General features: G+C 47.8%; 21 protein-coding genes and 1 pseudogene. 13 read left to right on the top strand and 9 right to left on the bottom strand.

Translation table 11 applies throughout. The annotated features are described in order from the left end of the window. Positions 1 to 146: 146 nt before the first annotated feature. The gene (locus ACTHTK_RS03320; protein ID WP_440378346.1) at positions 147 to 977 is read right to left on the bottom strand and encodes an outer membrane beta-barrel protein; all 831 of its coding nucleotides are present in this window, start codon (positions 975 to 977) and stop codon (positions 147 to 149) included. Between the two features lie 432 nt (positions 978 to 1409). On the opposite strand from ACTHTK_RS03320, the gene ACTHTK_RS03315 reads away from it, so the two are divergent. From ACTHTK_RS03315 to ACTHTK_RS03280, 8 genes are all read left to right on the top strand, one after another. Beyond that, a complete protein-coding gene (locus ACTHTK_RS03315) occupies positions 1410 to 2423 on the top strand; it encodes an SPFH domain-containing protein (RefSeq protein ID WP_440378345.1) in 1014 nt (337 codons plus the stop codon). 203 nt (positions 2424 to 2626) lie between these two features. After that, positions 2627 to 4147: a DUF4178 domain-containing protein gene (locus ACTHTK_RS03310; protein WP_440378344.1), complete on the top strand. Its 1521-nt coding sequence runs from the start codon at positions 2627 to 2629 to the stop codon at positions 4145 to 4147. Between the two features lies 1 nt (position 4148). Beyond that, positions 4149 to 4295 carry a hypothetical protein gene (locus ACTHTK_RS03305; protein WP_162837292.1) on the top strand — a complete coding sequence of 49 codons (147 nt, stop codon included), beginning with the start codon at positions 4149 to 4151 and terminating at the stop codon, positions 4293 to 4295. Then, positions 4292 to 4675: an adenosylmethionine decarboxylase gene (speD, locus tag ACTHTK_RS03300; protein ID WP_107723595.1), complete on the top strand. Its 384-nt coding sequence runs from the start codon at positions 4292 to 4294 to the stop codon at positions 4673 to 4675. Before ACTHTK_RS03305 ends, speD begins: the two co-directional genes overlap by 4 nt. 78 nt (positions 4676 to 4753) lie before the next feature. After that, positions 4754 to 5281 carry a hypothetical protein gene (locus tag ACTHTK_RS03295; protein WP_440378343.1) on the top strand — a complete coding sequence of 176 codons (528 nt, stop codon included), beginning with the start codon at positions 4754 to 4756 and terminating at the stop codon, positions 5279 to 5281. A gap of 170 nt (positions 5282 to 5451) precedes the next feature. Beyond that, positions 5452 to 7167, top strand: coding sequence for a DUF4178 domain-containing protein (locus tag ACTHTK_RS03290; protein ID WP_107723593.1), 1716 nt, complete (start codon positions 5452 to 5454; stop codon positions 7165 to 7167). Positions 7168 to 7235: 68 nt separating this feature from the next. Beyond that, positions 7236 to 8846: an NAD(P)-binding protein gene (locus ACTHTK_RS03285; protein WP_107723592.1), complete on the top strand. Its 1611-nt coding sequence runs from the start codon at positions 7236 to 7238 to the stop codon at positions 8844 to 8846. Between the two features lie 68 nt (positions 8847 to 8914). Further along, on the top strand, positions 8915 to 9283 hold the full coding sequence (locus ACTHTK_RS03280) for a hypothetical protein (RefSeq protein ID WP_107723591.1): 369 nt from the start codon (positions 8915 to 8917) through the stop codon (positions 9281 to 9283). 104 nt (positions 9284 to 9387) lie between these two features. Here the strand turns inward: ACTHTK_RS03280 and ACTHTK_RS03275 are convergent, their stop codons facing one another. Both ACTHTK_RS03275 and edd read right to left on the bottom strand, forming a co-directional pair. Continuing rightward, on the bottom strand, positions 9388 to 10026 hold the full coding sequence (locus ACTHTK_RS03275) for a bifunctional 4-hydroxy-2-oxoglutarate aldolase/2-dehydro-3-deoxy-phosphogluconate aldolase (RefSeq protein WP_003745733.1): 639 nt from the start codon (positions 10024 to 10026) through the stop codon (positions 9388 to 9390). A 90-nt stretch (positions 10027 to 10116) separates the two neighbouring features. Then, entirely contained in the window at positions 10117 to 11952 is a 1836-nt protein-coding gene (gene edd, locus ACTHTK_RS03270) for a phosphogluconate dehydratase (RefSeq protein WP_107723590.1), read from the bottom strand. 481 nt (positions 11953 to 12433) lie between these two features. Between edd and zwf the strand changes: the two genes are divergently transcribed. The 5 genes from zwf (at position 12434) to pgi (ending at position 18311) form a co-directional block, all read left to right on the top strand. Next, positions 12434 to 13879, top strand: a complete 1446-nt coding sequence (gene zwf / locus ACTHTK_RS03265) for a glucose-6-phosphate dehydrogenase (RefSeq protein WP_107723589.1) — start codon at positions 12434 to 12436, stop codon at positions 13877 to 13879. A gap of 63 nt (positions 13880 to 13942) precedes the next feature. Next, complete coding sequence (gene pgl, locus ACTHTK_RS03260; protein WP_107723588.1) at positions 13943 to 14638, top strand: 6-phosphogluconolactonase; 696 nt, start codon at positions 13943 to 13945, stop codon at positions 14636 to 14638. After that, entirely contained in the window at positions 14619 to 15599 is a 981-nt protein-coding gene (locus ACTHTK_RS03255) for a glucokinase (protein ID WP_039861966.1), read from the top strand. Before pgl ends, ACTHTK_RS03255 begins: the two co-directional genes overlap by 20 nt. Before the next feature lie 76 nt (positions 15600 to 15675). Beyond that, a complete protein-coding gene (hexR, locus tag ACTHTK_RS03250; protein WP_004519348.1) occupies positions 15676 to 16524 on the top strand; it encodes a DNA-binding transcriptional regulator HexR in 849 nt (282 codons plus the stop codon). Positions 16525 to 16667: 143 nt separating this feature from the next. Next, positions 16668 to 18311, top strand: a complete 1644-nt coding sequence (gene pgi / locus ACTHTK_RS03245) for a glucose-6-phosphate isomerase (RefSeq protein ID WP_107723587.1) — start codon at positions 16668 to 16670, stop codon at positions 18309 to 18311. A 51-nt stretch (positions 18312 to 18362) separates the two neighbouring features. Here the strand turns inward: pgi and ACTHTK_RS03240 are convergent, their stop codons facing one another. From ACTHTK_RS03240 to ACTHTK_RS03215, 6 genes and pseudogenes are all read right to left on the bottom strand, one after another. Beyond that, the gene (locus tag ACTHTK_RS03240; RefSeq protein ID WP_440378342.1) at positions 18363 to 19460 is read right to left on the bottom strand and encodes an NnrS family protein; all 1098 of its coding nucleotides are present in this window, start codon (positions 19458 to 19460) and stop codon (positions 18363 to 18365) included. A 284-nt stretch (positions 19461 to 19744) separates the two neighbouring features. After that, positions 19745 to 20359, bottom strand: a complete 615-nt coding sequence (locus ACTHTK_RS03235) for a CadD family cadmium resistance transporter (protein ID WP_004519352.1) — start codon at positions 20357 to 20359, stop codon at positions 19745 to 19747. A gap of 309 nt (positions 20360 to 20668) precedes the next feature. Continuing rightward, on the bottom strand, positions 20669 to 21361 hold the full coding sequence (locus tag ACTHTK_RS03230) for an ATP-binding cassette domain-containing protein (RefSeq protein ID WP_440378383.1): 693 nt from the start codon (positions 21359 to 21361) through the stop codon (positions 20669 to 20671). Beyond that, positions 21361 to 22158, bottom strand: coding sequence for an ABC transporter permease (locus ACTHTK_RS03225; protein WP_440378382.1), 798 nt, complete (start codon positions 22156 to 22158; stop codon positions 21361 to 21363). The genes ACTHTK_RS03230 and ACTHTK_RS03225 overlap by 1 nt, the downstream gene beginning before the upstream one ends. A 96-nt stretch (positions 22159 to 22254) precedes the next feature. Beyond that, a pseudogene (locus ACTHTK_RS03220) lies at positions 22255 to 22332 on the bottom strand (CRISPR-associated endonuclease Cas1); the annotation flags it as partial. 44 nt (positions 22333 to 22376) lie between these two features. Beyond that, positions 22377 to 24323 carry a DUF2075 domain-containing protein gene (locus tag ACTHTK_RS03215; protein WP_440378341.1) on the bottom strand — a complete coding sequence of 649 codons (1947 nt, stop codon included), beginning with the start codon at positions 24321 to 24323 and terminating at the stop codon, positions 22377 to 22379. Between the last annotated feature and the right edge of the window lie 48 nt (positions 24324 to 24371).

Raw genomic sequence — 24371 nt, 5'->3', positions numbered from 1 at the left:
GAAATCATCGGTAGATTTTTTGACTGATAATGTCTTATATCTGATGGTATTAGCGTAATGGTGAGATTTGGGAAGTATCAAAAAATTCAGACGGCCTGTTATATACAAGGCCGTCTGAAACGTTTTAACTACTTAAATTCATCAAATTAGAAAGAGTATTGCAATCTTACACCCGTTTCTTGAGTGCGGTTTTTGGGTTCAATTGAACCAAATTGAACGAAGCCATAGTCTTCTGTAACGGTGAAGTTTGAATCTTTAACTTTCCAGCCTCGATAGAACGGGGTCAGGGTGATTTTAGAACCGTTAGCGAATTTTTTAGATACAGGTACTTCAACCTCAATACCTTGTCCACCACCTTGTTTCATTCTGGTTTCTTCTCGATTTGGCTCGTAAGAATACTGACGGCCTTTAACGGCACGATTGTAAGCAATACGAGGAGCAATTTCAAAGTTTGCAGGAAGGGCAACATTTACACCGGCATTGATTTGCGCGTATGTAGTTCGGTTTTTGCGGTCATAATCATTTGGGTCAATTCGTCTGTTTAAGTCTCTTAGAACACGGTGACCCAAGCCTGTACCGGCAGTCAGGCTAAAGCGATCGTTAACTGGATATGTATACTCGTATAAGGCGCGGATATCATATACGCGACGTGGCGAACCTTTGACGGTGGCAGAACCATAACCTGTAGATTCACCAAATCCATTTTGGAAGCTTCCTGTGTAATCAGATTTACCGCGGGAATAACGGCCTTCTAATTTTGCCGCATGGCGATCGTTAAAACGGTATTTGACGCCGGCATTAATAGACCACAGATTGCCTTTTTGTTGCATTAAGCGGCTACCATCTTTTTCGTATTCACGATAGGTCTCTTTGTAATATTCGCTACCAACGGTAAATTCAACAGGACGAGCAGCCTGTACGCCTACTGCAGCAGACAGTGCCAAAACAGCAAGACAGAAATGAGCAGAATTTTTCATGTAAATTCCTTTTACTTTGTGAAAATCAGTGTGATAATTTAGTGATATAGCATGATGGATTTTATAGTATTTAATGAATATTAACAATGCCGTTGAGGTAATATATTGACCGCTTGGTGTGTTATTTAATGATTTACCGCAAGTATTTGTCTTTTTTATGAGACAGTATGGATAAAAAACCTAGAAATAGTGTAAAACTGAGTCGGTAAGAGGTTTAATTCCGAAGTTTTCAAAAAGTTAATATCTATATAGTTATTATTTAGTTTGCAATAAAAGTATATGCAGCCACCCACTCTATTCTCATACATAAAGACATTTTGAATGTTAATATCGCATGACATTCTATTTATATAAAATAAGCGATATTACCGACCAGGCAAATTGACCTGACTGCCTATAAGTTATCCCTTCTTCTTCAAATAAGGAACTGAAATGTTCAACTTTATCAAGAAACAGTTTATCGACGTCATTCAATGGCCGAATCCCGATGACAGCCTGCTGATGTGGCGTTTTCCAATTGCCGATGAGGAGATCCAAAACGGTGCGAGCCTGACTGTGCGTGAGGCGCAGATGGCGATGTTTGTCGATGAAGGCGTGACCGCCGATGTGTTCGGGCCGGGACGTTACACGCTCAATACGCAAACGCTGCCGGTGCTGACCAACTTGAAAAACTGGGACAAGCTTTTTGAGTCTCCGTTTAAATCGGATGTTTACTTTTTCAATACCAAACAGCAGCTCGCACGAAAATGGGGTACGTCCCAACCTGTTACCGTGCGCGATGCCGAGTTTGGCGCTGTGCAACTGCGTTCGTTCGGTATGTATTCTTACCGCATCAGCGATCCGGCAAAATTTTTCAAAGAAGTCAGCGGCGTGGCGGCGCAATACAGCGGCGTAGACTTGGAAAACCAGCTACGTAATATTGCAGTTACCCAATTGGCGGCTGCGTTTGGCAGCTCCGGTATCCCATTCTTGGATATGGCGGCGAACCAAGTTTTGTTGTCGCAAAAAATCGGTGAATTGCTCGGTGCGGAATTTGCCAAGCTGGGTTTGGTGCTGGAAAACTTCACTGTTGAAAGCATTACCTTGCCTGCGACTATTCAGGCTGCGTTGGATAAGAAAATTTCGATGGGCGTTATCGGCGATTTGGGACGCTACACCCAATATCAAACCGCCGAATCTATCCCGCTTGCGGCACAAAATGAAGGTGGACTTGCCGGAATCGGTGCAGGTTTGGGCGTGGGTGCCGGTATTGGTCAGGCGATGGCGGGTGCTATGTCAGGCATGATGCAGCCGAATGCGCAACAGGCTCAGCAAAATGTTCAGCCGGCTGCCGAAGATCCGCAGGCAAAATTGGTGAAACTCAAGTCTTTGCTGGATGGCGGTTTGATTTCGCAAGAAGATTTTGATAAAGCCAAGGCTGAAGTGTTGAAACAGTTGATTGGTTAATCAATTGAAGGCCGTCTGAAAAATATCATTCAAAGAAGCGTTGAGCTACTTCTGTGAAAAGGTTTCAGACGGCCTTTTGAATCATTTGATTGAGTCTGTTCGGCGATTTGGTTTGTTTCTAATCTGAAATCATTGATAAAACCAGTTGATATAAACATTAAGGCCGTCTGAAACATCCCAACCCATTCTGAAAAAGCAAACCCATGTCTCAAACTCCTTTCTTCAAAACCGACTGCCCAAGCTGCGGCGCACCTGTCGAAGCGCATTCTGCTTCTTCCGTGACGCTGGTGTGCGGTTATTGCAACAGCATGCTGGTGCGGCAAGATAACGGTGTTGTCGACTCCGGCCGCGATTCCGCATTGCTGGAAGATTTTAGTCCGCTGCAAATCGGAACCAGCGGCACATTTGTCGCTCAACGCTTTACCTTGGTCGGACGGCTTCAGGTGCAATACGACGATGGCGCGTGGAATGAATGGTATGCGCTGTTTGACGACGGCAGGGCCGGTTGGCTTTCTGAGGCGGGTGATTTGTATGTGATGACCATGCCGGTCGAAATCGATAATCTGCCGAAATTTGAAGACACGCGAGCCGGATTTAGCGAGCTGACTTTTCAAGATAAGCACTATATTGCCTCCGATGTCCGCAAAATCAGCTTGAAACGCGCGGCCGCGCAGGGCGAATTGCCGTTTGTTTTGAAAGAGGATACAGAAAATCGGGTTTCTGACTGGCGTTGTGAAAACCTTTTCATCACGCTTGATTACAGCAGCAAAACACCCGAAGCCTTCTTCGGGCGGATGGTAAACCTAGATGATTTGAAGCTGGAAAACACGCGCCACGAAGACGAAATTAAAGAAAGCGCAGGCCGTCTGAAAGGCAGTATTACTTCAGAAAACTGTCCTAACTGCGGCTCGTCCATTCATTGGGTGAACGGCCTGACCTCTCATCTGAACTGTCAAAGCTGCGGCAGCGAATTGGCAGTCGGCAAGGATAAGGCGGAGCTTATTACCGCCAATGATCTGCGTTTGTCACAAAATACGATGTTTACTTTGTCTGTCGGCTCGACAGGCCGTCTGAAAAATAAAGAGTTTCATGTTATCGGCGCAATTAGATATTTAGAAACAGATGCGCAGGAAACATTTGATAACTTGTTCAAAGGTGCCAAGCATACATTGGCACCAGAAGGGCAGTGGACAGAGTATCTGCTTTACAACCCTACACAGGGTTTCTTATGGCTGGTTGAAGCTGATGAAGGTTGGAATATTTCTGAAACCTTGAATGATTGGCCGCGCCTCGACCGCAACCGCCAACCGCAAGGCTATGGCAAACTTTATGACTATGGCGGACGGGTCAGGATTGCCAGCGGCGCGTTTTATTGGCGTGTTCGAAGCGGTGATTTGAACTATTACAGCGATTACCGAGACGGGCAAAGCCGTAAGATTGGCTCCGAACTAAACAGTCACGAAATGGCATGGACTAGAAGTGCCCCAATTGCTTATCGGGAAATTGCAGACGCGTTTAATCTGACCAGCCAAGCTCCGCATTACACTGCAAACATGGCGGCAGACGGTATTGATAAATCATTAAGAATTATAATGACTGCTATCTTGGTTGTTGTTAATCTCCCTGCACTTCTGGCCAGCGACAGCTCTGCTGCACTTACCGTCATCTTTATAGGATGCTGGTTGTTGTGGACCATGGGCAAAAAAGACGAGGACGAGGATTAACATGTCGAGAATCACTTACATCATTTTCAGCACCATCATCATCGTCATCTCCATGATCATCAGCTACGGCTCTTCCGACTCCGACGGCTCGCGTATGCACTCCGGCGGCTATTACGGCGGCAGCGGTTATTCCGGAGGCCATAAATGACCCACATGCCCGGTAATCATGGCCTATTGGACTTATATAGCTGCGATGAAGCCATCTTAAAAGATGAAGGCCGTCTGAAAACCGCTTTGATGGCTGCTGCACAGGCCGCAGAAGCCACCATATTGACCGAACACTTCCACACCTTCGGCGGCGCAGGCGGCGTAACCGGCGTTTTACTACTTGCCGAGTCTCATATCAGTATCCACACTTGGCCGGAACACCATTTCGCCGCCATTGACGCATTTATTTGCGGCGGTATGAAATTGGAAAAAGTGAAGGAAATCTTGTGCAGGGAGTTGGCGGCTGAAAGAGCTGTTTGGACGGTTGTGCAACGTGGCGAAGGTATACTGGACGATATACAACCATCGGTTGAACAATAAAATCTGTCAGGCCGTCTGAAAAAAATGGCTGATAGCAAATTAGATAACAAATTTTGTATAGAAAGGTTTTAAAACAAAATGCTTAAAATAAGAGATTTGAATAGCAATAGAAGCTTACCGTTGGTTATTTCTTTGCTTACAGGTTTGTTTTTGCTAGGAGTGGGAAGTGCCGAAGCAAAAAAATTAACACATGATCGTACCGAGTATTGCCGTAATCAAGTTTATGTCAGTAATAACCAAGGCGCATCCCTGCAAGCCCAACCGGACGATAAAGCATCTTCAATCGCTCAATTGCACCATATGCAATACCTTTGTGTTATCGGTAATGACAGCAAAAATACCGAAGAAGGATACTCTTGGATAAAAGTAAAAAAAGTACCTTTGGCAATCAAAGAAAACCAAATCAGTTGTCATGATATGGGCCTACCTGACAACTGCACCAAACCTACCGATTTTCCGACTGAATGGAAAATCAAACCACCCAAAGGCAAAAAATGTCGTCTTTCTACTCATGTTGATGATGAAGGCCAGTTGCTTATTGGCGCAAAAGGCGTTTGCCCGACCGGATGGGTAAAAGAGAGAGATGTACAATTTTTTGCCGATTAGTAAACTTGGCTTTAGTTAAAGAAAAAAACAAAGGTCATCATATGGCAGAACAATCAAGAAAAAAGATTTAACGTATTCTTTATTAAAAGACAGGCCGTCTGAAAGCATATTCGATCCGTTTTCAGACGGCCTTAAACCTTGTTCTGCTTAAACTGAAATATTGACGTTATATGGAAAAAACGCCTTTTTTTAAAACCGATTGCCCAAGCTGTGGTGCGCCTGTTGAGGCGTATTCCGCTACTGCCGTGACGTTGGTGTGTGGCCATTGCCACAGTATGCTGGTAGTTAGAAAAGGAAAGAAAAAAAGCGGGAGCATTGTCTCATATTCGGAGCGGGATTCTGCGCTCTTGGAGGATTTCAGTCCATTGCAAATCGGCACGAGGGGTGTTTTTGCGCATCGGAATTTTACGCTGATCGGAAGATTGCAGGTGCATTACGATGTCGGCGTATGGAACGAATGGTATGCTTTGTTCGATGATGATCTGACCGGTTGGCTGTCTGAAGTTGGTGATTTATATGCTATGACCTGTGAGGCTTCAGGCAAGGCAAAAGGGTTGCCGACAACTTTTGAGTCAGTTCGCCTTGGGCAGAGCTCTTTCGAGTTGGACGGTAAAACTTTTGTCGTTTCAGACGCACGCACCATCCATTACCGCAACACTGATGCACAAGGAGAGTTACCGTTTAACCTGACCGCAAAAAAGGCGACAGGTAAGGTTTGTGATTTTCGTTGTGGCAAGCTGTTTCTGACCATAGATTTTACAGTATCGCCACTCACCATTTATCTTGGCCGCGTTGTCAGTTTGAATAGCCTGAAGCTGGAAAACTTACGCAGCGATGATGAGATCCAGGCAAGTGCAGGTCGTCTGAAAGGAGAAATTCACGCCGAAGCCTGCCCTAATTGTGGCGCATCGGTTCATTGGCCAAGTGGCGTAACTTCTTTTCTTCTTTGTTCCTCTTGCGGCAGCAGTCTGAATACGACGAAAGATACTGTCGAATTGATGAAGGAAAATACAGCACGGCAGGCACAGCAAAACCTGTTTACGCTGAATATTGGCACAGTAGGCCGTCTGAACGATACGGAATATCGGGTGATTGGCGCCGTACAATATGCCGAAATCCCTTTCGGCAGTATTACCCGTAACTATGTTGTCAAGGAAGAGCGGTTTGGGAAGTGGACGGAATACCTGCTTTACAATGCGCAGCAGGGCTTTGCTTGGTTGGTAGAATCGGGAAATAGCTGGCGGTTTTCGGAAACTTTGCAAGCATGGCCGGAGTTTGATGTCAACGGCAACCCTATCGATGAGAAGGTGGTTGATCGTTACGGCGGGCGGGTTGAAACAGCAGCGGGAGCGTTTTATTGGTGTGTCAAAAGCGGGGATTTGATTGACTATACCGAATACCGTTCAGCAACAGATTATTCTGACAATTCCAGATTGTGTGCCGAACAGGGCAAGGATGAAACGGTTTGGAGCAGAAGCAAACCTATTCCTTACAGCCAAATGAGAAAGGCATTCGACCTGCCGCGTGATTCGGTAGGTGCGTTTGGCTTATGGCTGACAAACGAAGAGAGGCGTCCTGAAGATCGTGATGACAGAATCCGTGCTTTTGCTACGTTGATTCTCATCGTTATCAATCTTCCGGCGTGGTTGTCTCCAGATTTGTTGAGCTTTGAAGGCATTGGGGTTAGTTTGTTTGCATTGGTGTGGATATGGATAGCGGAGAGATTTAAAGATGACGACGATTACGAAGAAGAGAGGGGGGTTATGGTTTTCGGTTTCTTCTTTATGATTTTTATTGCTACCTTATTCAACTATGTTAGCGTAGATGAAGGTGATTCGTCTTATTCGGGCAGCGGCTACAGTGGTTATTCTGGTGGACATAAATAGTACGAGGTGCACTCAAACTAAAGCAACCGCTATCTCATTTTTTTTTTCAGACGACCTTTTTATAAAACATGCTAACCCGCCGTCAATTTCTCAGTTATACTGCCGCGCTTGGCGCTGCCTCTGCTTTCTCTTGGCAGACTTATAAGTACCTCAACCACAAACCGCCGGTTTCTATTAACCGTGTCGGCTTGCCGTTGGGGCATTTGTTGCGCGACGGGGAATTGTTGCAAGCACCGGCTCGTCGTTATGAATGCAATACGCTGATACTCGGCGGCGGTGCGGCGGGTTTGGGGGCGTTGTGGTATTTGGCGAAGCATAATCACTGCGATGTATTGTTGGCAGAAGGGTTTGAACGCAATGGCAACAATGCCGCCTATACGTCTTCAGACGGCCTGAAAGCGCCGAGCGGTGCGCATTATTTGGCTTTGCCGTCGAAAGAAAGCGTGTATGTGCGCGAGATGTTGGCGGATTTTGGTATCTTGCAATCGGACGGCAGCTTTAGGGAAACCGATTTGGTTTATGCGCCCGAATCGCGCCTCTTATATCAGGATAAATGGGTGGAACATTTATTGCCGAAAGAAGATGCGGATTCCAAAAAGTTTTTTGATTTGATAGGCCGTCTGAAACAGGCTTACGGCAATGACGGTAAGAAAATTTTTGCCATTCCGATTGCGCTGTCATCGGCAGATGAGACATGGCGCAAACTCGATAATCTGACGTTCAAACAATGGCTTGAGCAAGAAGGTTACCACTCGCCCGAGCTTTTATGGTATCTCGATTATTGTTGCCGCGACGATTACGGACAAGGCATCGGGCAAGTGTCTGCCTTTGCCGGACTGCATTATTTTGCCGCCCGCAACAATGCAGAAACCGTCCTCACTTGGCCTGAAGGTTTGGCACATCTTTCTGAAAACTTGCGCCGTCATGCCGATTTGCAGGAAGGCTGGCAATGGCCGTCTGAAAACCGTATCCGTTTGGAGAAACCTGCTTCGGTTAATGCTTCAGCCGTCAAAATCAAACCGCTTTCAGACGGCCAGATTGAAGTGTGGCTGCGTGATAATGCAAAAGGGGAAACCGTTGCCGTCACCGCGCAACACGTTATCTCCGCCATGCCGCTGATGGTTGCCGCCCGCGTTATTGAATCTCCTGAACAATTTGGTCTGGACATCCCAGAATACGCGCCATGGCTGGTTTCCAATTTTGAACTGCACAGTTTCCCGAAAGAAAAAAACAACAGCGAACTTGCGTGGGACAATGTGGTTTACGGCAGCCAAGGGCTGGGCTATGTTGTTGCGACCAATCAGCTTATCCGGGTTGCCCGTCCTGAACGCACGATTTTTACCGCCTACGCCGCACTCAACCACGATACGCCACAAGCCGTCCGCCGCCAGCTGCTTGAAGCAAGCGACGAAGAGCTGCTCCAGCTTGCCGCCCAAGATCTGCTTACCGCTTACGGTGAAGGCTTTTGGCGGCACGTTTCCCATGTTGACATTACTGTTCGCGGGCATGGCATGAGCGTGCCGAAACCCGGCTATTTAAGCGATGAGGCTTTATTAAAAATCAGAAACCAAAATGCCGGATTGTTATTTGCACACAGTGATTTAAGCAGCTATTCGGTATTTGAAGAGGCTTTGTATTGGGGTGTGGAAGCGGCACGGAAAGTGTTGGGAAAAGGATAATTAGAATGAGGCGGATATTCGGCTAAATTTCTGTTTACATTCAAATTTCAATTTTAAAAGAAAACTATATGAAATATTTGAGCTTTTCTCTGATTGTTGCCTTAGGATTAGGGAGCGCGGCATTTGCCTCTGCTGAAAAAATGCTGCCTCTGAACGAAACAGGCTGCATTGACCAACCCTTACAGGTTAAACGTGGCCAAGTGTATGGTTTTAATAGTTCGGCAGATGCCGGTTTAGTGCTTTCATTCGCGCCTGTCAGTCCCGGTGTCGTTGTGAAAGACCCGAAAGGTAAACGGATTGCTTTGGAAGTAGGGGCTGATGGTGATGCGCCTGAAAACCGCTTCAGCTTTGCCGAAATCGATCAAAAAGGACGTTACACCATCCGCTTCCCGAGAGCAGGTAAGATTGAATCTTTGTGTGTTAATGCCGCCAGTTAGGATAAATATTAAGCCGAATAATGCTTGATTCGTATGCTTGCAGTAAAAAAAGGCCGTCTGAAATCATATTCAGACGGCCTTTTCTTTTTTAACCTATAACCTGATTAGGCTTTTGGTTTCAAAGCGGCAGCTTCGCGAGCCAGACGGGTGATGGTATCCCAGTCTTTGTTTTTGATGGCTTCTTTTGGAGTCAGCCATGAGCCGCCGACGCACAAGACATTAGGCAGCGCCAAGTACTCGGGAGCGGTTGCCAGGCTGATGCCGCCGGTCGGGCAGAAGCGCACGTCGGCATAAGGGCCGTAGAGTGCCTTGAGCATGGCTTTGCCGCCAACGACTTCAGCAGGGAAGAGTTTGAGGGTGTCGATGCCGTGTTCCAAAGCCAGTTGGACTTCACCCGGAGTGGCAACGCCGGGAATCAGGGGAATGCCGCTGTTGTGGCTGGCTTTGGCGAGGGATTCGTGCAAACCCGGGCTGATGGCGAAAACCGCACCTGCGTCTTCGACGGCTTTGAGCTGTTCGGGATTGGTTACCGTACCCGCGCCGACGATGGCATTGGGCACTTCTTTGGCAATCAGGCGGATGGCGTCGAGGCCGACAGGGGTGCGCAGGGTGATTTCGAGGGTGGGAATGCCGCCTTCGACAAGGGCATGGGATAAATCGACGGCAGTGCTCAAGTCGTCAATCGCCATTACCGGTACAACTGCGCCGGCAGTCAGAATTTCACGAGGGGTCAGTTTAGACATTTTAGGTCTCCGTTGGGGACTGTATCGTAATAGGGTCGATAACATGGTTTCAGACGGCCTGTTTGTTTTAAGAGGCCGTCTGAAAAGGGTTTAGGCAAATTCGCCGCCGAAGCTCATGGCACCGGTTTCTGCGCTGCTGGTCATGCTGCGGAAGTTGGCGAAGAGTTCGCGGCCGCAACCTTGTTGGTTCGCGCTCAAATCGATACGTTCGACTTCGCGAGAGCTCCATTCGGCTTCGTTGATCAGGACGTTGAGTTCGCCGGTAACGGAGTCGAAGCGGATCAGGTCGCCGGTACGGATTTTGGCGATATTGCCGCCCATCAAGGCTTCAGGCGTCATGTGGATGGACGCAGGCACTTTGCCGGATGCACCGGACATACGGCCGTCAGTCAGCAGCGCCACTTTGAAGCCGCGGTCTTGCAGGATGCCCAAAGGCGGGGTCAGTTTGTGCAACTCGGGCATACCGTTGGCGCGCGGGCCTTGGTAGCGGACGACACAGACGAAATCGCGTTCCAACTCGCCGCGTTCAAATGCGGCCAATACTTCGCGCTGGTCGTTGAACACGATGGCGGGTGCTTCGATGATGCGGCAGCCTTCGCGCACGGCAGATACTTTAATTACGCCGCGACCGATGTTGCCTTTCATTAGGCGCAGACCGCCGTCTGGGGAGAACGGGTTGTCGGCTTTGCGCAGGATATCTTCATTGCCGCTGGTTTCAGGGGCTTCACGCCATTCGAGTTTGCCGTCGATGAGGAAAGGTTCTTTAGTGTAGTGGCGCATACCGTGTCCGACGACGGTATCGACATCGTCATGCAACAGGCCTGCGTCCAGCAATTCGCGGATAACGAAAGGCAGGCCGCCGGCTGCGGTAAAGTGGTTCACGTCGGCTTTGCCGTTGGGGTATACGCGGATGAGCAGCGGGATGATGGAAGAAATTTCATCAAAGTCGTCCCAATTCAAAATCACGCCTGCGGCGCGCGCCATGGCGACGAGGTGCATGGTGTGGTTGGTCGAGCCGCCGGTCGCCATCAGACCAATCAGGGCATTGATGAAGGATTTTTCGGTCAACATTTCGCCCAATGGTTTGATGGTGCCGTTTTTAATGCCGCGTGCAAGGTGTCCGGCTGCGTAGCGGGTCAGAGCTTCGCGCAAATCGGTATAAGGATGAACGAAAGCGGCGGCGGGCAGGTGTACGCCCATCATTTCCATCATCATTTGGTTGGAGTTTGCCGTGCCGTAGAAAGTGCAGGTACCGGGGCTGTGGTAGGAACCCATTTCGCTTTCGAGCAAGGCATCGCGGCCGACTTTACCTTCGGCGAAAAGCTGGCGGGTACGGGCTTTTTCTTTATTACCGATACCGCTGGACATCGGGCCTGCCGGAACGAAGATGCCCGGAATATGGCCGAAAGACAAAGCGCCGATCATCAGGCCGGGAACGATTTTGTCGCATACGCCCATAAACAGGCCGCCGTCAAACATTTGATGCGACAGACCGATGGCGGTACTCATGGCAATCACGTCGCGGGAAAACAGCGACAATTCCATGCCGGCGTAGCCTTGCGTGATGCCGTCGCACATGGCGGGCGTGCCGCCGGCGACTTGGGCGGTCGCGCCGTTTTTTTGTGCTTCGTCTTTGATTTGGTCAGGGAAGTCTTTAAACGGCTGGTGTGCGGAAACCATGTCGTTGTAGGCAGTGATGATGCCTAAGTTGGGGACGGTTTCCTGAAGCATTTCGATTTTGATGCTCTTAGGCATGGAGGCATAGCCGTGCGCCAAATTGCTGCAGCCGAGTTGGTTGCGCTCTAAGCGTCCCATCTGTTTGGCGCTGCGGATTTTCGCCAGATACTTTTCACGCGTCGGGCGGCTGCGCTCGATGATGCGCTCGGTAATTTCGGCGAGTTTCGGGTGAATAGGAGTGGGGTTCATGTGCGGTCTCCTGGCTAAACGATATGATAGGGATTTTGTTTGCGCGTTTCTGATTTTTGTATTGGGTATGTTTCAGACGGCCTTGAGCTGTGGGAATGAATAATATGGGCCGTCTGAATATTTGAAGATTTCTCTTCGAAGCGTCTGCGTATTATAGTACAAAATCTGTAATTTTGTTACAAAATAATTTACTAAGTGGAAGAAATTTGATTTAAATCGAGGTATGGTCAATTCGTAAAACGATGGGCTGTAAAAGTCATCAAACTTTTATGTTAAATCAAACAATTTGTAAAAATGAGAATAGACAAAATGTGTAGCCATGTGTAGTATTACTACTCATTAGCCCGCTTGTTTGAAATTTTGGTGCAGGCGATTGGTTTTTTACTGCTTATTGCTTAAAGGCTTTTGATTTTAATCGATTTTTATAGATGACGACAGTCCAAAAGTTTTGAAGCAAGCTTCCTCAACGAGAGATGAAACAATGAGTACACAGACAAATTTTGATTTGGTGTTGTTTGGCGCGACCGGCGATTTGGCAATGCGTAAACTTTTGCCTTGCCTGTATCAGGCGCATGTAGCCGGTTTGCTTCATCCCGAAGGTCGTATTTTGGGCGTAAGCCGCAGCGAATTGGATACCGCCGGCTTTTTGGCCAAAGTGGAAACGAATTCTAAAATCCATGTCAAACAAAACTTCTCAGAAGAAGCGTGGGCATCGTTTATCCAACGTCTTGAGTATTTGAAAGTCGATGTGACAAAGAAAGAGGACTTCATTGCTTTGGGCGACTTGGTAAAAGCGCGCAAGAATACTGAAAATGTCGTGATCTACCTCTCAACTGCACCGAAATTTTTTGCGCAAGCCTGTGAAAACCTTGCTGAAATCGGTTTGAATGCCGATAACGTGCGCGTGGTTTTGGAAAAACCGTTGGGTACGGACTTGGCTTCTTCCCAACAAATCAATACCGATGTGGCCCGTTATTTCAAAGAAGAGCAAATCTACCGTATTGACCATTATTTAGGTAAAGAAAGCCTGCAAAACCTGCTGGCCTTGCGTTTTGCCAATGTGATGTTCGAGCCTTTGTGGAACAACAAATATATTGAAAGTGTACAGCTGACCATCGCCGAGCAGTTGGGCGTGGAAGAACGCGGCGAGTTTTACGACATTACCGGCGCATTGCGCGATATGGTGCAAAACCACTTGATGCAAATGCTTTGTATGACTGCGATGGAAGCGCCGGCAAGCTTGGATGCCGATGCCGTACGCGACGAGAAAGTGAAAGTCATCAAATCGCTGAAACCCCTGACCATCGAATCCGTCAACGAAAATGTTATTCGCGGCCAATATGTTGCAGCAAAAGGCATGAACGGCTATCTAGAAGAAGTCGATGTACCGAAAGACAGTTTCACTGAAACCTATGTCGCCATCAAAGCCGAAATCGAAAACGAACGTTGGAAAGGCGTACCTTTCTACCTGCGTACCGGCAAACGCATGGCAGGCAAAGTGGCGGAAATCGTGTTGAACTTCCGTCCGCTGCAAAACCATATTTTCGACAACAGCCAAGCCGCGCCGAATCGTTTGGTTATTGAACTACAACCGACCGAATCCGTCCGCCTTTACACTCAAGTAAAAACCCCGGGTGCAGGCAACAAAGTCGAAGTGACACCGATTGGCGTGGACTTGGGCACAGCAGTAGAGGGCCGCCGCGCTGAGGCTTATGAGCGCCTGCTGCTGGATGTGATTAACGGCAAACTCGCTTTGTTCAACCGCCGCGACGAACTCGAAGCCGCTTGGGAATATGTGATGCCTATCCTGGAAAACTGGGCGAACAATACAACGCCTCCGCATGCTTACGAAGCCCATTCTTGGGGTCCTGAAGCTGCGCGCGCGCTGTTGGCGCGTGACGGCAACAAGTGGCACGAAGAGCAATAATATTTCTTTCAGACGGCCTTGTTTTCCAACAAAAGGCCGTCTGAAACCATGAAAGGACGAAACATGTTTGTTTGGCACGAACAAGAAAACGCTGCAACTGCCGCGCAGGCTCTCGCTGATGCCGTTGCCGCTGCATTACAAACCGCGTTGAATGAGAAAGGCCATGCGGTTTTGGCTGTTTCCGGCGGTCGTTCGCCGATTGCGTTTTTCGAGGCTTTGTCGCAAAAAGATTTAAATTGGCAAAATGTCGGCATTACTTTGGTGGACGAGCGTATTGTCCCGACCACGCATGCCGACAGCAATACAGGCTTGGTACGTGAATATCTGCTCAAAAATAACGCGGCCGTTGCCACATGGATTCCTGTTGTTGAAGACGGAAAGTCTGAAACTGAATTACAACCTGAAGTTGTCGTTGCTTATGCATTGAAACATTACAAGCAACCTGACGTGCTGGTGTTGGGCATGGGAGGAGACGGGCATACAGCGTCGTTGTTCCCTCAAGCGCCTCAATTACAGGCCGCAATCAATGAAGCTGATGACCCGACATTGATTCATACTACGCCGGTTACCGCGCCGCATGAGCGTGTGAGCATGACTTTGGGTGCGATTGCCAAAACGCCGAATGTATTTTTGGCCATTCAAGGCGCAGAGAAAAAAGCGGTATTCGACAAAGCTGCTGCAAGGGCCGATACCGAATATCCGACCAGTCTGATTCTCAATCACCAAGGAATTAACTGCCATGTCTACTATGCACACTGAAGCTTATCCTCGTTTGGTTGCCGATATCGGCGGTACGAATGCCCGTTTTGCACTTGAAACTGCACCACAGGTCATTGAAAAGGCTGAAGTCTTACCTTGCCAGGATTACGACACCATTGTCGATGCCGCTAAAACTTATTTGGAACGCGCAGGCAGTCCGAAAGTCTTGCACGCCGCCTTTGCGATTGCCAATCCGATTTTGGGCGACTGGGTGCAGATGACCAACCACCACTGGGCATTCTCCATCGAAACCACTCGCCAGGCTTTGGGTTTTGAAACGTTGATTCTGTTGAACGACTTTACCGCCCAGGCTTTGGCGGTAACAAAAACCGATAAGAAAGACTTGATACAAATCGGCGGTCAAAAACCCATCGAATTTGCGCCTAAAGCCGTTATCGGTCCGGGTACCGGTTTGGGTGTCAGCGGTTTGGTGCACAGCGCTGCCGGCTGGGTGGCGTTGGCAGGCGAGGGCGGCCATACCAGCTTCCCGCCGTTTGACGATATGGAAGTATTGATTTGGCAATACGCTAAAAACAAATACGGCCATGTTTCTGCCGAGCGTTTCTTGAGCGGCGCAGGTTTGAGCCTGATTTACGAAGCATTGGCCAAACGCGACAACATCAAACAATGCCGTCTGAAGCCTTCTGAAATCACCGATAAGACATTGAGCGGAACATCGCCGATTTGCCGTCAGACTTTGGATATTTTCTGCGCCATGCTGGGTACGGTTGCTTCCAATTTGGCTTTGTCATTGGGTGCGCGCGGCGGCGTGTATTTGTGCGGCGGGATTATCCCGCGCGTGTTGGATTACTTTAAAACATCCCCGTTCCGCAGCCGCTTTGAAAATAAAGGCCGCTTTGAGGCTTATCTTGCCGCTATTCCCGTGTATGTCGTATTGAGCGAGTTTCCGGGCATCGTCGGCGCGGCGGTCGCATTAGACAATCATTTAAATAACGTTTAAACACACAAACGGCGGTGCAGGGCAGGGGGTGAAAAAAACCTTGTCCTGAACGTCAAAGAATCAAAGGGTAGAGTATATGTTAAGCAAAATCAGCGAATCATTGTCCAACCTCTCCGGCGCAGAACGCAAAGTTGCCGAATCTGCGCTGGCCGAGCCGAAATGGTTCGTTCATGCCGCTGTGGCGGAAATTGCCGAGCGTGCATCCGTCAGTCAGCCGACTGTAATCCGTTTCTGCCGCAGCTTGGGTTACAAAGGCTTGCCTGAGTTTAAACTCGCTTTGTCTGCCAGCATCGGCCACGAAGGCATGCCTTACGTTCATGAAGAATTAAACGCCGATGACAACATGGGCAGCGTGGTCGAAAAAGTGTTGGGCAATGCCGCAGCCTCCCTCTTGGGCGAGCGCCGCTTCCTGAAAGAATCCGAGCTTGAAAACGCGATTGCCATTCTGATGCACGCGCGACGCGTTGAGTTTTATGGTGTCGGCAACTCCGGCATCGTTGCCCAAGATGCGCAACACAAATTCTTCCGCTTCGGTATGTCCACCGTTGCCTATGTTGATACGCATACCCAGCTGATGGCGGCTTCCGTATTGACCGAGCAGGATGTGTTGGTGGCGATTTCCAATACCGGCTCATCTATCGAATTGTTAGACGCGGCCAGTATCGCCAAAGAAAACGGCGCAGCCGTTATCGCGCTCACCCGTAATGATTCGCCGTTGGCTCAAATGGCCGACTGCGTATTGAGCATTGCCACTCAGGAAAATGCCGAGCTTTATACGCCTATGGTGTCCCGTCTTCTGCAGCTAGCCGTTATTGACATTCTTGCCATCGGCTTGGCCTTGCGTTTGGGCGACACTGCCAGCACGCAACTGCAAAAAAGTAAAAAAAGCATACATAACAAGCACATCGAATACGATAAAGATTGATTCTTCACTGACATTTTCAGACGGCCTCGTCCCATATCAAGGCCGTCTGAAACCTCAAAAAACGGAAACCACCCCGTTCCCGTTTCAGACGACCTCACGGCCGTTTTCTCAACAAAACTGTCCACTATCCAGGAGAGCATCCGATGAAACACCTTCACGATTTACCAGCTTGGTCAAAATTATGGATACATTTTGACGAAACCAAAGAACAACACATGCGCGAAATGTTCGAGCAAGATCCCGAACGTGCCGAGCGCTACTGGCTGCAGGTTGGCGGCCTGACTTTGGATTATTCTAAAAACCGTATCAACGACGAAACCATGGCACTGTTGTTCGAGCTGGCGCGTGAAGCAGGCGTACCGGAGCGGATGCAGCAAATGTTCCACGGCGAAAAAATCAATACGACAGAAAACCGTGCCGTACTCCACGTTGCCCTGCGCAACCGTACCAACGCCCCTATCGTCGTGGATGGCGAAGATGTCATGCCTAAGGTCAACCATGTCCTGCAACGCATGGGCGAGTTCGCGCATGAAGTCCGCAGCGGCAGCTGGTTGGGCTATACCAATCAAGTCATTACCGACGTCGTCAACATCGGTATCGGCGGCTCTGACCTCGGCCCTCTGATGATGTGTACCGCGCTCAAGCCTTTCGGCCATCCGCGTTTGAACATGCACTTCGTCTCCAATGTGGACGGCTCCCAACTGCGCGACGTATTGTCCAAAGTCCACCCCGAGACCACCCTCTTCATCATCGCCTCCAAAACCTTTACCACCCAAGAAACCCTGACCAACGCCCTGACCGCGCGTAAATGGTTCTTGGATCATGCAGGCGATGAAAGCGCCGTGGCCAAACACTTCGTTGCCGTCTCCACCAACCAAAAAGCCGTTGCCGAATTCGGTATCGATACCGCCAATATGTTTGAATTTTGGGACTGGGTAGGCGGACGATACAGCCTGTGGTCGGCCATCGGCCTGCCGATTATGCTGTATCTCGGTGAAGAAAACTTCATCGAAATGCTCAACGGCGCACACCTGATGGACCAACACTTCATCAACACGCCGCTGGAGCGCAACCTGCCGGTTATCCTTGCCCTTATCGGCATTTGGTACATCAACTACTACGGCGGCGGCAGCCACGTTATCGCGCCTTACGACCAACATCTCCACCGCCTGCCTAAATTTATCCAGCAGCTCGATATGGAGAGCAACGGCAAACAAGTGACCCTTGACGGCAAAGCTGTCGGTTACGAAACTTCGCCGATTATTTGGGGCGAAACCGGTATCAACGGCCAGCACGCCTTCTTCCAACTGCTGCACCAAGGTACGCACATCACGCCGATTGATCTCATCGCCTCGCTTGAAAAACGCAGCAATTTGCAAGGCCATCACGAAATCCTGTTGGCGAACGTTTTTGCCCAAGCCGAAGCCTTTATGCGCGGTAAAACCCCAGACGAAGTCCGTGCCGAACTCAAAGCCCAAGGCATGGAAGCAGAGCGCATCGAAGAGCTGGTTCCGCACAAAACCTTCTCAGGCAACCGCCCGACCAACCTCATTCTCATGGACAAAATCAACCCGCGCAATATGGGCAGTCTGATTGCCATGTATGAACACAAAACCTTCGTCCAAGGCATTATTTGGGGCATCAACAGCTTTGACCAATGGGGCGTAGAACTCGGCAAACAGTTGGCCAAAACCATTCTTGCTGAATTGACCGGCGAGACCGAAGTGCAAAAACACGACAGCTCGACTACACGCCTGATTAATCTTTATTTGAATGCCAACAAATAAAGCATTTATTTAAAGCTAAGGCCGTCTGAAATTTTCAGACGGCCTTTTGTTTTATTCCGGATCATCCGTAAACGCATTTTCCCGAAATATCGGTACAAACGTGAAAAGATACAGTACGAACACGGCGATAGTCAGAATCGCAGGAACGGTGATGAAAAATATCGGGTTCACGTTCATTAAGAAAGCGCGTGAGACGGCAGCCATAAAGAGTAGGGGAACGGCAATGCGGCAGAGCTTGGGGTAGTCGAGTTTGGTAAAGCCGCTGTGCCACAGACCGGCGGTCAGCCACACCATCATCACGCCACCTATCATGCCGCCGAGGGTAATCAGGTGCAGGGGCGCGGAGGCAGGCAGGTTTTGCAGTTTCGCTGTGCCTGTCCACAAATAGCCTGCAGCGGCAAAGAGTTGGAGCAGGTAATAAGTGCAGACGTAGTGTTTGCGCAGGAGTTCGTGATGGTGGAGCTCACGCAGCTTGGCAAGCAGGATAAAGCCGACGGCAAGCGCGGTAAAACCGGCGGTTTGCGCGGGCAGCCAAAGTTCGGCGGCGGCGTGCAGCAGCAGGAAGGTGATGGCGATGTTTTTATAGACGATGTTGGGGATGAATACGGGGTCTTTCAGACGGCATTCTTTCAGGGCTTCCGCGCCCAAAAGAATGCTGACGCGGACGGATACAAACATGACAGCTGCCATGTTCAGATGTACTTGCGCGCGCAGTAAGTTCAAATCGCCAGTTGCGGCGTAGGCCGTCTGAAAAATAGTAAACGCGGCAAGCAGCATTAAGAGGGCGAAGTTATCAGTGTTACGGTCGAGCCAAATCAGCCAGGCGCAAAACAGCAGCAATACCAGCCAATAGGCGGCAACGAAAAACGAGGCAGTTTGCGGCGAAAAGGGCAGTATGGCAGATGCGGCGAGCAGTAATGCCGCCATCAAAGTAGAGACAGGTTTCAGACGACCTTTATAACCCGTCCATTCGAGCATGGCTGCAGTCAGGAAGCCGCCGTATGCCGCAGGCAGCATGAGTTCTAAGAAGATTTGGCGGTGCAAAATGACGGCACCGGGGCTGATGAAAAATACCAACGCGCCGAGTATAGCAAGCACCGCCGCACCGACGAAAAACGGCCGCATGGGGTGGGTGAAAAATTTATTCATGGCTTGGCTTGATTCTGGATAGAAGATGCTTTCGGATATGGATTTATTGGGTGGACAGGGCTGTATCTTTTGTTGAAGAGGCAAGCCTGCGGCTTGCTTGCCCTCTCCCACGGGGAGAGGGGATTAGGCTGTCGAGTCCGATCATTCTCAGGTTTACCTTCCATCTGATTCCCAATCCTGCGCCCGCTGATTTTCAGAAACCTGATTCCCTCTCCCCGTGGGAGAGGGTTAGGGAGAGGGCAACGAACCGCAAGGTTTGTCAGATACTCAAATGCCCGTATCATTCATATTATTGATATTATTGTTTGAATTGTATTATTTTCAATAATAATAAATAATCCTAAACCAATATAAATAACAGCCATTATCCAACGACTAAACTTCTCTACAATTTCACCAATACCTGAAATATTAGCCAATCTTTGTGCTGTATATACTAAAACAAAAATCAATATTAAAAATACAAGAAGAGTAACTAATAAGTCGACAAGATCTAAAGTCACAAAGTAAGGAACAAAAAGTCCAATATTATCTGCACCACAACTAGCAACTGTAACCAAAGCAACAATACCGACTAATTTTGACAACCCTTTTTCATCCAATTCTTTTTTAGCTCTTTTTTCGCCCTCACAATCGTCGTAAATAGCAACTTTAATACCTAAGTAAATCGGTATTAAACCTAATAAACCCAACACCCATTTTTCCGGAACATAATGCAAAACAAAAGCTAGAAATAAACTAACTAATATTAAAATTACAGAACCTAAATATTGTCCGATATAAATATCTCGATATTCTTTTCTAGTATTTGCTCTAGCAAAAAATATTAATAGTATTACCAACAAATCTACTGCTGTAGCAATATATAAAACAGCAGCAGTAATCACAGTCGAAAACATAAAGCACCTCATAATGAATCCCCTGCCCCCTTGGCACCACGGCTTTTTCAAAAACCGAATCGCGTTCGGATAACAGATTCGTATCTTTCGCTAAAGAGGCAAGCCTGCGGCTTGCTTACCCTCTCCCTAGCCATCTCCCACGGGGAGAGGGAATTGGGCTGTCGAGCCTGAACATTTTCAGGTTTACCTGACATCTGATTCCCAATTCTACGGCTCTCTGATTTTGAGAAACCTGATCCCCTTTCCCCGTGGGAGAGGGTTAGGGAGAGGGCAACGAACCGCAAGGTTTGTCAGAAATTTAAATTCCTATCACTCATAATAATGAATCCCCTGAAACTCTCTTGCCACCACGGCTTCTTCAAAAGCCGAATCGCGTTCGGACAGCGGCGTAGGCAGGGTAATCACGTTTTGCACGTTCATGCCCTTAGTGGAAAGCAGCATGATTTCATGGCTCAGGCGTGCGGCTTCGAAGCGGTCGTGCGTTACCAGCATACACGCCATGCCCTGCCGCTCGATTTTTTCCACCAGTATGGCGACCAAAATATCGCGCAAATCGCGGTCCAAACCGACGAACGGCTCGTCCAGCAAGGCAAGGTCGCAGCCGCACAGCAGCAGGCGCAAAAATGCTACCCGTTTCGCCATGCCGCCGGACAATTCGGTCGGATATTTGTTCAAATCGCCCGCAGTCAGCCCGACTTTCGCCGCCAGCGCGATGATTTCGCCTTCATCGGGTTTGTCCATAAAAATAGCGATATTCTGCATCGCGGTCAAGTTTCCCGGCAGGCGGTTTTCCTGAAACAGAAAACCCGTTTTGCGGAAAGTATTGCGTATCGTGCCCGATTTCGGCGTTTCCAAGCCCGCAATCAAACGCAAAACCGTCGTCTTGCCACAGCCGCTCGGCCCGAACAAAGCTTTCACTTCGCCATGTTGCAGGTTCAAACTGAAATCGCGCACGATGGGGTCGCGGAGAATTTCAAAACGCACGTTTTCAAGACAGAGCATCATCTCCTCCACGGCATAAACAAAATTTCCAAAGGTTTGGTAATCAGGTATTCAATCAGTGACACAAACACGATAACCAACACCACATAAGCCATCACCGTCGAAGTCTCCAGCATCGCCCTCGCGTCTGCAATCCGCGCGCCTACGCCTTCGCTCGCGCCCAAGAGTTCCGCCATAATCACCACCTTCACCCCCATCGCCACCGCCACGCCGATGCTGGAAATCACATAACCCGTCAGATGCGGGATATACAGATAACGGATTTTTTTCAGACGGCCTAATTTATAAGCGTCAAACAATTCCTCATGCTGCTTGTTCACGCTCGCCATCCCGACCGCCGCACTCGCAAACGTCAGCGGCGCAACCAACACAATGATGGTAAACAGCACGCTCGGATTGCCGAACCCGAACCAAAACAGAGCCATCACCACCCAAATAATCGGCGGCATCGCCAACAAAGTCGTAATCACAGGTTTAAGCAATGCCATCGCCGTCTTAAAACTGCCCGCCACCAGTCCCGCCGCCAATCCCGCTACCAGCGCAACCGAAATCCCCACCACCGACCGCCACAGCGAAATCCCGATTTCGTTTTCCTGAAAATGTTTCAATAAAGCCAAAGATTTTTGAAACACCTCCACCGGCGCAGGCAGCATAAACTCGCCGAACACGGCACTGCCCCACGCCCACAACGCCACCACTACCATCGCCACGCCTAGACCGGCAAAGCCGCTCCAAAGGTAGTCGATGATGTAAAACAGCGCAGGCTGCGGTTTGCGGATTTTGTCGGTTTTAATCATGGTTTGAGTGTTGGTTGATGGGGATGGTTTGGGGATGATAGGCTGTCTGAAAAGTTGGGTGGACAATCGGATAAACACCATAAGTTCTTTTCAGACGACTTTCTTACGCTCCTGCTCCTTATGCAGATAACTGCCTTTGGTGGTGATATAGAACATGTTTTGCAGTTTGCGTATGGTGAAATTCTTTAGGTTTTAATTTAAACACACTGTATTTACAGTTAAACCAATTCATCTATACCGATAGATTTTAAGTATTGATATGTCCCATCATAAAACTTTTTTTGACGAGTGTTATCACTTTCACTACCTTCCGGAATCCAGATTACCATGCCCTGCCTTGCTCTTGTTAATAAAACTCGATAAGCATTTTGGGTAAACTGTTTATCCTCTTCTTTATTGATATTTTGCCATTTGTACCCTTTAAAGGATTGGTAGCACCACTGGTTATCCTGATAATAGAAATTTTCTCCCCAAGCTAGACATACCCAATCAAGCTCAAGTCCTTGAACATCAAACTCTGTTGCCACATCTTCTAAAAAATAAGAGGAACGCACATCATCTTTGGGATTTAAAAACCAATTGGCCACGTCGATTTCATTTTTGACATGCACTCCTAATGCTTTCAGACGACGCGCCCCAGATGAAGCCACCAAGCCATAACGCTCACTTCCTTTGGCTTGTGCCTTTACCCATGCTTTAGCCTTTTGCAAATTTCTTGTAAGTACAATAGGATAATTGCTTTTAATTTCTTTCCAAAGTGACTTGGCTTGCTCATCTATGTCTAATAACGCGTGTACCCATGTCGAAACTTTTTCTGACCGAAACGAACGCACTGAAGTAGCCAGATGTAAATGGTTTTGCTTAACGCCTGTCGTAGATAACCAGTTTTTTATTGCAGTATCTTGTAAATAATTGTCTTGATTGACAATTAAATTAGAATAATGCACCTGCCAATCTATGTAAGAAGATTTCAAAGCTTGCATCCAGGCAACAAGACCTGCTTCCCCTGTGTTGATTTCTTGACCTCCCCCAATCAAGCAAACTATCACACACCAATCTTGATGGCGATTCATTACCTCAATCAAAAATTCTGGTTCAGACTTATTAAAATCTGGCCGTCCGCGTTTTTGACGCATAAATTTACAAGTTTGATGTTGATTCCACGCTCGTTGTGCTTCATCAAATACCACAACTTTTTCAGTTGGTGCCTGTGAATTTTCCAAATATTCATCTCTAAAATGATGAATATTTTGAATGAATGCTTTGGTTGCCTTTAATGCATTTTCTTTTTTGATTTTATTTTTAATGACACTATCTCTTGCCAAAGCCTCTTGCAAAACTTGTACCAACGGGCCATTTCCTGATAAGAAAACAGCGTGCTCATCTTCTGCTACTTTTAAACGCTGATTAGCAATATTGAGCCCAGCCAATGTCTTCCCTGCACCTGGAACACCAGTAACAAAACAAATAGCTTTTTTATTCCCTTGTTTGGCTTGCTCAATAATGTTACTAATGCAATTAGCCGTAGCTGACAAATTTTTTGCACCAGCATCTGAACGCGTGATTTCTGCAACATCATGATTTTGATAAAGTGCTTGTGCCGCTTCAATAATGGTAGGCGTTGGTTTGTATGGAGATTGCTCCCAAGCTAAAACATCCATTAGACTAGTTGAATTATAAGGCTTGAAAAACTCACGCAAATTCTGTGCATTCAATAAAATTGCCTGATTTAGATTTTGAGCTTCCTGAAAATTATTTTTGAATTTTTTTGATGCTTTTTCTGCGATTAATACAGGTATTAAATTTGCATGATGGCTACCTTCATGGAAATTTCGTAAATCAAGCGCATAGTCAATCACTTGGTCAATGGCATGCCTATCATATTGTTCGCTGCCAATTTTAAACTCTAGCAAAAAAATCTTATCTCCAAGAATTACAATATTATCAACGCGCTTCCCCATTCTTGGAATTAAAAATTCAAAATAAATATAACCATTTAATCCTGATAATTGGGACTTTAAAATGGTAATTTGCTGTTTCCATGCATTTTTTTGCAAAATTTCTAGTTTATTATTTTGATGTTTTTCACTTAATTCACCTAAAATTCTTTGGTTATCTTCCTGGATAAAATCAGCAATACTTTTACCGTAATAAGCTCTTAACATAATTTATCTACCTAATATTAATTGTATTTCTTATAAAAATAGTTCTTC

This window comes from Neisseria sp. P0006.S009 (assembly GCF_051962915.1).
GTDB classification, from domain to species: domain Bacteria; phylum Pseudomonadota; class Gammaproteobacteria; order Burkholderiales; family Neisseriaceae; genus Neisseria; species Neisseria subflava_E.
This window is presented reverse-complemented; position numbering and strand designations above follow the sequence as displayed.

Bases quoted from the DNA above. Each gene is read 5' to 3' on its own strand.
- ACTHTK_RS03320 (WP_440378346.1), bottom strand. From the start codon at position 977: ATGAAAAATTCTGCTCATTTCTGTCTTGCTGTTTTGGCACTGTCTGCT.
- ACTHTK_RS03315 (WP_440378345.1), top strand. From the start codon at position 1,410: ATGTTCAACTTTATCAAGAAACAGTTTATCGACGTCATTCAATGGCCG.
- ACTHTK_RS03310 (WP_440378344.1), top strand. From the start codon at position 2,627: ATGTCTCAAACTCCTTTCTTCAAAACCGACTGCCCAAGCTGCGGCGCA.
- ACTHTK_RS03305 (WP_162837292.1), top strand. From the start codon at position 4,149: ATGTCGAGAATCACTTACATCATTTTCAGCACCATCATCATCGTCATC.
- speD (WP_107723595.1), top strand. From the start codon at position 4,292: ATGACCCACATGCCCGGTAATCATGGCCTATTGGACTTATATAGCTGC.
- ACTHTK_RS03295 (WP_440378343.1), top strand. From the start codon at position 4,754: ATGCTTAAAATAAGAGATTTGAATAGCAATAGAAGCTTACCGTTGGTT.
- ACTHTK_RS03290 (WP_107723593.1), top strand. From the start codon at position 5,452: ATGGAAAAAACGCCTTTTTTTAAAACCGATTGCCCAAGCTGTGGTGCG.
- ACTHTK_RS03285 (WP_107723592.1), top strand. From the start codon at position 7,236: ATGCTAACCCGCCGTCAATTTCTCAGTTATACTGCCGCGCTTGGCGCT.
- ACTHTK_RS03280 (WP_107723591.1), top strand. From the start codon at position 8,915: ATGAAATATTTGAGCTTTTCTCTGATTGTTGCCTTAGGATTAGGGAGC.
- ACTHTK_RS03275 (WP_003745733.1), bottom strand. From the start codon at position 10,026: ATGTCTAAACTGACCCCTCGTGAAATTCTGACTGCCGGCGCAGTTGTA.
- edd (WP_107723590.1), bottom strand. From the start codon at position 11,952: ATGAACCCCACTCCTATTCACCCGAAACTCGCCGAAATTACCGAGCGC.
- zwf (WP_107723589.1), top strand. From the start codon at position 12,434: ATGAGTACACAGACAAATTTTGATTTGGTGTTGTTTGGCGCGACCGGC.
- pgl (WP_107723588.1), top strand. From the start codon at position 13,943: ATGTTTGTTTGGCACGAACAAGAAAACGCTGCAACTGCCGCGCAGGCT.
- ACTHTK_RS03255 (WP_039861966.1), top strand. From the start codon at position 14,619: ATGTCTACTATGCACACTGAAGCTTATCCTCGTTTGGTTGCCGATATC.
- hexR (WP_004519348.1), top strand. From the start codon at position 15,676: ATGTTAAGCAAAATCAGCGAATCATTGTCCAACCTCTCCGGCGCAGAA.
- pgi (WP_107723587.1), top strand. From the start codon at position 16,668: ATGAAACACCTTCACGATTTACCAGCTTGGTCAAAATTATGGATACAT.
- ACTHTK_RS03240 (WP_440378342.1), bottom strand. From the start codon at position 19,460: ATGAATAAATTTTTCACCCACCCCATGCGGCCGTTTTTCGTCGGTGCG.
- ACTHTK_RS03235 (WP_004519352.1), bottom strand. From the start codon at position 20,359: ATGTTTTCGACTGTGATTACTGCTGCTGTTTTATATATTGCTACAGCA.
- ACTHTK_RS03230 (WP_440378383.1), bottom strand. From the start codon at position 21,361: ATGCTCTGTCTTGAAAACGTGCGTTTTGAAATTCTCCGCGACCCCATC.
- ACTHTK_RS03225 (WP_440378382.1), bottom strand. From the start codon at position 22,158: ATGATTAAAACCGACAAAATCCGCAAACCGCAGCCTGCGCTGTTTTAC.
- ACTHTK_RS03215 (WP_440378341.1), bottom strand. From the start codon at position 24,323: ATGTTAAGAGCTTATTACGGTAAAAGTATTGCTGATTTTATCCAGGAA.